6 protein-coding genes are annotated in these 6503 nt (G+C 23.3%); 4 read left to right on the top strand and 2 right to left on the bottom strand.

The features are described from left to right. The first annotated feature begins 1511 nt into the window (after positions 1-1511). On the top strand, positions 1512-2150 hold the full coding sequence (locus M3Z80_RS08555) for a porin family protein (RefSeq protein WP_293919179.1): 639 nt from the start codon (positions 1512-1514) through the stop codon (positions 2148-2150). Positions 2151-2288: 138 nt separating this feature from the next. Here the strand turns inward: M3Z80_RS08555 and M3Z80_RS08550 are convergent, their stop codons facing one another. Next, positions 2289-3317, bottom strand: coding sequence for an asparaginase (locus M3Z80_RS08550; RefSeq protein ID WP_293919178.1), 1029 nt, complete (start codon positions 3315-3317; stop codon positions 2289-2291). 65 nt (positions 3318-3382) lie between these two features. Between M3Z80_RS08550 and M3Z80_RS08545 the strand changes: the two genes are divergently transcribed. From M3Z80_RS08545 to M3Z80_RS08535, 3 genes are all read left to right on the top strand, one after another. Beyond that, on the top strand, positions 3383-4063 hold the full coding sequence (locus tag M3Z80_RS08545) for a TrmH family RNA methyltransferase (protein WP_293919177.1): 681 nt from the start codon (positions 3383-3385) through the stop codon (positions 4061-4063). Beyond that, entirely contained in the window at positions 4060-4944 is an 885-nt protein-coding gene (locus M3Z80_RS08540) for a hypothetical protein (protein WP_293919176.1), read from the top strand. Before M3Z80_RS08545 ends, M3Z80_RS08540 begins: the two co-directional genes overlap by 4 nt. A 65-nt stretch (positions 4945-5009) precedes the next feature. Next, positions 5010-5543, top strand: coding sequence for a GNAT family N-acetyltransferase (locus tag M3Z80_RS08535; protein WP_293919174.1), 534 nt, complete (start codon positions 5010-5012; stop codon positions 5541-5543). A gap of 65 nt (positions 5544-5608) precedes the next feature. Here the strand turns inward: M3Z80_RS08535 and M3Z80_RS08530 are convergent. Beyond that, on the bottom strand, positions 5609-6503 hold an 895-nt coding region (locus M3Z80_RS08530; RefSeq protein ID WP_293919173.1), incomplete at its 5' end, for a toprim domain-containing protein.

The raw sequence follows: 6503 nt of genomic DNA, 5'->3' as shown, positions 1-6503 counted from the left end.
ATAAGTGCTGTTCAAGAAGAATGTAACTGTTTAATTTATTTGAAAGTAATAAATCATGGCAGGCAGCCTGTAATAAATGTGCTCTATCAGATGATTTGCCAAGAAATAGAGACAGTAAAAGCCTTATTTATTTAAAACCGCAATTAAATTATTGATCAATAACTCATTATTTTATCGATTTATAAATTATAAAAGGTAAATTATATTGGTAGATTATTTATATCAAATTACATAAATTATAATATTTTAAAAATTATTATGAATCTTTTAAAATAAAATATTAATATATTATATTTTAAAATTTATACTATATTTTAGTATATGGAATATCCATATCAAAAAAGAATCATATTAATTCAATAAATTCATTATCAATTTTTTGATAAAAATTTATTTTAAATAACCATGTTTTACAATAATTATTATAAATTAATTTCATATTCTTAGTATATAAAGCAATAATTCTTAATTTCATTATTAAACATAAGCAAAATTTAAATTAATTTTATATTATTTATAAAAAATTTAGAGTAGATTTTAATTATGAATTTTAAATAAATATAATTAAAATGGATATTTTTTATTTAAAAGGATTATCTAGTTTAGGAAGTAACTTTTTTTAGCATTTTAGCAACATGGTAGAGTAACGATAAAGTAATCAACAATAAAGAATTTTCTAAATTAAGAATTGATAAATATCTTTTGAATTTCATAGCTATTTTTTTAGTGTTAATTTTTGTAAAATTAAAAAAAAATATTTAATTAATAAAAATTAATATTAATTATATATAGTATTTAAAAAAATAACCTATAATTTTAATAATATATATCAAATATACATTCTATTAATGAAATTTTCATATATAAAAATAATATATAAAAAATTTAATTATTTATATTGATATTATTATTAATTAATTTGATAATATTATAATTTATATAAAATTATTTAGAAACATTTAGTACAAAATTTAAGAAAACATTATATAAAATTTAAAATTATAACATAATTAATCTTATTTTTATAACAATAATTTATTTAATTTTATCTATATCTTACATTTTTTAAATAAATATGATTTTTTTCTTTTATAATAAAAAAAATTATTTTAATTTTATATTTTTAATTATAAATTTTAATCTTAATGAATAATATAAAATTATATAAAGTTTCAAAGAAATGATTAAAATTTTTAATGATTTATTTGACAAATATTAACTTTTTGAAAGAAGTATAATTTAAATATTTTATTAGATAATGTATTTTAATATAAAATAATTATTTAATTTTAATTATTTTAACTTATGAATTTTAATAAATTAAATAAAAAAAGATCAATAATTTAGTAAAATTATTGTCATTTGTTACAAAAAATTATATTTATTGAGCAAATTTCCCTTTTTTTTATTTTCTTTATTTATAAATAAAAACTAATCATTATATTTGCGCTAATTAATATTATGAATTACATAGTTTATAGGTTATACTCATAATTATAATATATATTAAAATGATAAAAAATTTACCGATTATTTATGTAGTAACTTTTATATTAAGTTTTTCTACGTTGAAATCTCAAGTACAATTTGGTGTAAAAGGAAGTTTACAATTTACCAATGTCAGAAATGTGCATAAAAACTCTGAAACTCGTGCTTTTGCTCCAGCAGTTGGTTTATTTGCTCAAATACCATTAAATGATTACAATGACAATTGGTTTTTTAAACCTGAAATCGTTTATTCTGAACAAGGTGAAAAAGATGGTAAAGATATGAATGTAAAATTTTACCAGACATATATTAATGTACCATTAATGATTAAATTTTATTTTTCAGATTTTTTCTTTCCACCTTGTTGTAGAGGTAGAGATACTCATGAATTTTTTATCGAAGCTGGACCTCAGTTAGGATATCTTATAAGTCAAAAAAATAAACTTTTAGATAAAAAATGGTACGGTGGGGTTTCAAAACTTGATATTTCAGCCGGAGTTGGTGGTGGAATCAGTTTTTTAAGAAAACATGAAATAGGTGTACGATATAATTTTGGACTTAATGATATTTACAAAAATAATAATTATTATTCGAAAGATGGAAAATGGTTAAAAATCCATAATACATCCAATATTGGTGTGTCTTATTTTTACTTTTTCTAAATAATATAAACTTATATTAAATATGAATTGATATACATAAAAAATAGTTATAAGATACAAGAGTATTAAATAACAGAATTCAATAATAAAAATATATTTATTTTAAATATTATAAGAATCAATATTTATAAATTATAATTATTTTTTATTAGTAATTTCACCTGAATAACTATTTTCAAAGTGATTTTTTAGTCTTTTATCTCTTATATCTTTACCAAGTAGCCACATAAGTTTAGTTGTTGCTGCTTCTATAGTTATGTCATATCCAGATATAACCCCTAGCTCTTTAAAAATAAGGCTATTATAATATTTGCCAAAATTTACACAACCTCTAATGCATTGTGTTATGACTACAATTTCTTTTCCTATTTCTCTTGCTTTTGAAATAGTATATAAAGTTTCTTTATCTGAAGGTATATTGCCAGATCCATAAGTTCTTAAAATTATTCCTTCAACATCGCTATCAAAAATAATTTTATTTAATAATTTACTATTTTTACCTGGAAAGAAAGTATAGATATCTATCTTATTATTAATATTTTTATCAACTATAAATTTTTTAGAATTAAGTGTTAAAAGATATTCTTTAAAAACATTAAGATTTACTCCTGATTCACCTAATATATGATAATTAGGAGAAATAAACGCATCAAAATGTTCAGCTGAAAATTTGGTTGTTCTATTAGCTCTATATAATTTATATTCAAAATAAATACATACTTCTTTTATAATCGGACTATTTTTTTCATACAAAGCTGCATAATAAATAGATGTTATTAAATTTTCTTTTGCATCTGTTCTCAATTCTCCAATAGGAAGTTGAGATCCCGTGAATATTACAGGCTTTTGTAAACCTTGAAGCATAAAACTCATCATTGACGCTGTATAAGACATTGTATCAGTTCCATGTAAAATAACAAATCCATCATAATTATTATATGAATTTTCGAGTATATTACCTAGAAATATCCAATTACTTATATCAATATCTGAGGAATCTATGGGATTTTCAAAAACATGAATATCTATTTCAGCATCGATAAGCTTAATCTCCGGAATATGCTTTATAAGTGCATTAAAATTAAATGGTTTTAAAGTTTCGGAACCATATTCTTTAATCATCCCGATTGTACCTCCTGTATAAATTAATAAAATCTTACGTTTCATCTATATTTAGAGTTTAAAATGCAATTTATGAAAATATTAACAGCTTTAATTATTATTTTTGAAACATGATTTCAAATGAATTCCAAAAAAATTTAGACTTATATAATTATTTAGCCGGTCATATATCGAAAGAAAAATATGAAAAAATTGAAAATTTAGTTAATTATAGAACTAATTATATACTACCCATTATTGAAGATATATTTCAATTCCGTAATGCAGGTGCAATTGTAAGAAGCATGGAAGCTTTTGGATTTCAATCATTAATTGCCTTAGAAAAAAGAAATGAATTTAAACCTGAAAGTGCTGTTGCAAGAGGTGCTGATAAATGGATAGATATATCATATAAATCTTCGAATATCGAAACTTTAAAAGAAATTAAAGCAATGGGATATCAATTAGTAGCGATTTCACCTGAAGTAAATGCTATAGATATACAAGATTTTTCTATTTCTCAACCTACTGCATTAATTTTTGGTACCGAGTTTAAAGGAATTAATGAAGAAACTTTAAATTTTGCCGATTTATGTGTTAAAATTCCTATGAAAGGTTTTACTGAAAGTTTAAATGTATCAGTAGCCGCAGGAATTTGTTTTTATGAAATGAGAAATAAATTGGAAAATAGTACTTTAAATTGGCAATTAAGTGAAAATGAAAAAATTAATTTAAAAATACAATGGGCTATGAAATCCGTTAGTTCGGGAAATGAAATTGCCGCCCATTATATTAAATCTTTAGATAAATGAAAAAAATATCAATTTTAATTTTAGGTTTTATATATAGCACTCTTTCTCAAGCCCAAAATATTGAGGAATCCTCTTATACTGAAAAAAATAAGATAATGGAATCTTTAAGCTTTTCAATACCTATTTGTAATAAAGATGTACTCATAAATACTTGGAAAAATTTTATTAAAAAGCAAGGAGGTAAAATTAAAGGAGGTGTCATAAATAAGGTTTACGGTTCTGATATTAAATTTTCACCATCTGGAGAAAGTTGGATTGGAAATTTTGCTTATGAATATAATGATAACAAAACTATGACTGTATTTACATCTTTTCAAGACATGTCAAATACATATATTAATTCAAATATTTCTGAAAAAGATATTGCAATTCCTGTTCTTGAAAATTTTAAATTAGATGTACAAAAGTCATGTACACTTGATGATCTTACCTATGCGAAAAGTTACAGTATTAAACTCAATAAAGATAAAATACGAAATTCTGATAAAATTTTTGCTTTAGAAAAAACTTTGCAAGAAGATTATAAAAAAGTTAGTTTAAAATCAAATCAAGATATTTCGGATAAAGAACGTGAAAATATTAATAAAATTAAAGATAGAATCATTATAAATGAGGGTGAAATTCAAACTCTAAAAAACAGAAATCTTGAAATTGATAAAGAGCTTATATCTCAAAGTATGGTTATACAAGGATTTCAAAATTCACTGGACTTATTAGAAGGTAAAGTCTTATCTGATGATTCTAATGAAAATTTGAATCATAATGAGAATAAAATAAATATATCTAGTAATCAACATGATGAAGAAGAAATTAATGGTATAGATCAAGATATCAATGATGAAAATGACATAAAATCACCAAATTATTTTGACAATCATTAATATATATATAATATTCGTGAAATTTTTAAATAAATATTTTTTTATAAGCTTAATTCCATCATTAAATGAAACTTGAAAAACTAAATCTTTTAGATCAAAGTGAAATTATGTTTTTACAAAATATATATTTGAACTCATTTCCTATAGAAGAAAGAAGACCTATTGATCAAATGTTAAATCTTTATGAAGATAATAGAGATAAATTTAAAATATTATTATGTATTAAAGAAAATGAAAGAATAGGATTTTTTAATTATTGGAAATTAAGAGATTTTATTTTTGTAGAACATTTTGCCATTTTACCTGAATTTAGACGTATTGGCTATGGAAGTAAAGTTATAAATCTTTTCATTGAAAAAATTTCATTACCTATTGTTTTAGAAGTAGAACCTCCCACTTCACATTGGGACGAAAGACGTATCGTTTTTTATGAACGATTAGGTTTTAAATTGTGGGATACCATTGAATATAAACAACCCTCATATCATGGAGATGGAAAAAGTTATCCTATGAAATTAATGTCATTACGGGAAATAGAACTTGATAAAGAAAATCAAAACATTATAAAGGTAATACATTCTGAAGTTTATAATTCATAAAAAAACTGTAAAAAAATAAAAGCCTATCCTTAGATAGGCTTTTTATAATTTATATTAATCAATTTTTAAGCATCTATATTTGCATACACAGCATTTTTTTCAATGAATTCTCTACGAGGAGGAACATCATCTCCCATTAGCATTGAAAAAATACGATCGGCTTCTGATGCGTTATTAATTGTAACCTGTCGTAAAGTTCTTTTTTCAGGATTCATAGTTGTATCCCAAAGCTGCTCAGCATTCATCTCTCCTAACCCTTTATATCTTTGAACAGAAAAACCTTTTCCTTGAGCATTACCTAATTCAGCAGCTATTTCTTCCCTATGTTTGTCATCCCATGCATAATATTCCTTATTTCCTTTTTTCAATAAATACAATGGAGGAGTAGCTATATAAATATATCCTTTCTCAATCATCTCTTTCATATAACGAAAAAAGAATGTTAAAATCAGTGTGGTAATATGCGAACCGTCAACATCCGCATCAGTCATAATTACTACTTTATGATAGCGAAGTTTAGTAAGATTTAATTCTTTAGAATCTTCTTCTGTTCCTACAGAAACTCCTAAAGCTGTATAAATATTTTTTATTTCATCACTTTCAAAAACCTTATAACTTACCGCTTTTTCAACATTAAGAATTTTACCTCTTAAAGGTAGAATAGCCTGAAAATTTCTATCTCTTCCTTGTTTAGCAGTTCCACCTGCAGAATCCCCTTCGACCAAAAATAATTCACTTTCTTCTGCATTACGTGAAGAACAATCAGCTAATTTCCCAGGTAAACCACTTCCTCCTAAAGGAGATTTTCTCTGAACTAATTCTCTAGCTTTTTTAGCAGCCTGACGCGCTTTAGCTGCGAGAAGAACTTTTTGTACAATTTGTTTAGCTTCATTGGGATGTTCTTCTAGATAATTAGTTAACATTTCTGCTACTATTTTATCTACTGCCGAACTAACTTCA

The sequence above is a fragment of the Apibacter sp. genome (genome assembly GCF_025291155.1).
Lineage (GTDB): Bacteria > Bacteroidota > Bacteroidia > Flavobacteriales > Weeksellaceae > Apibacter.
Note: the sequence above shows the minus strand (reverse complement) of the source record. Positions and strands in the feature narration are given on the sequence as shown.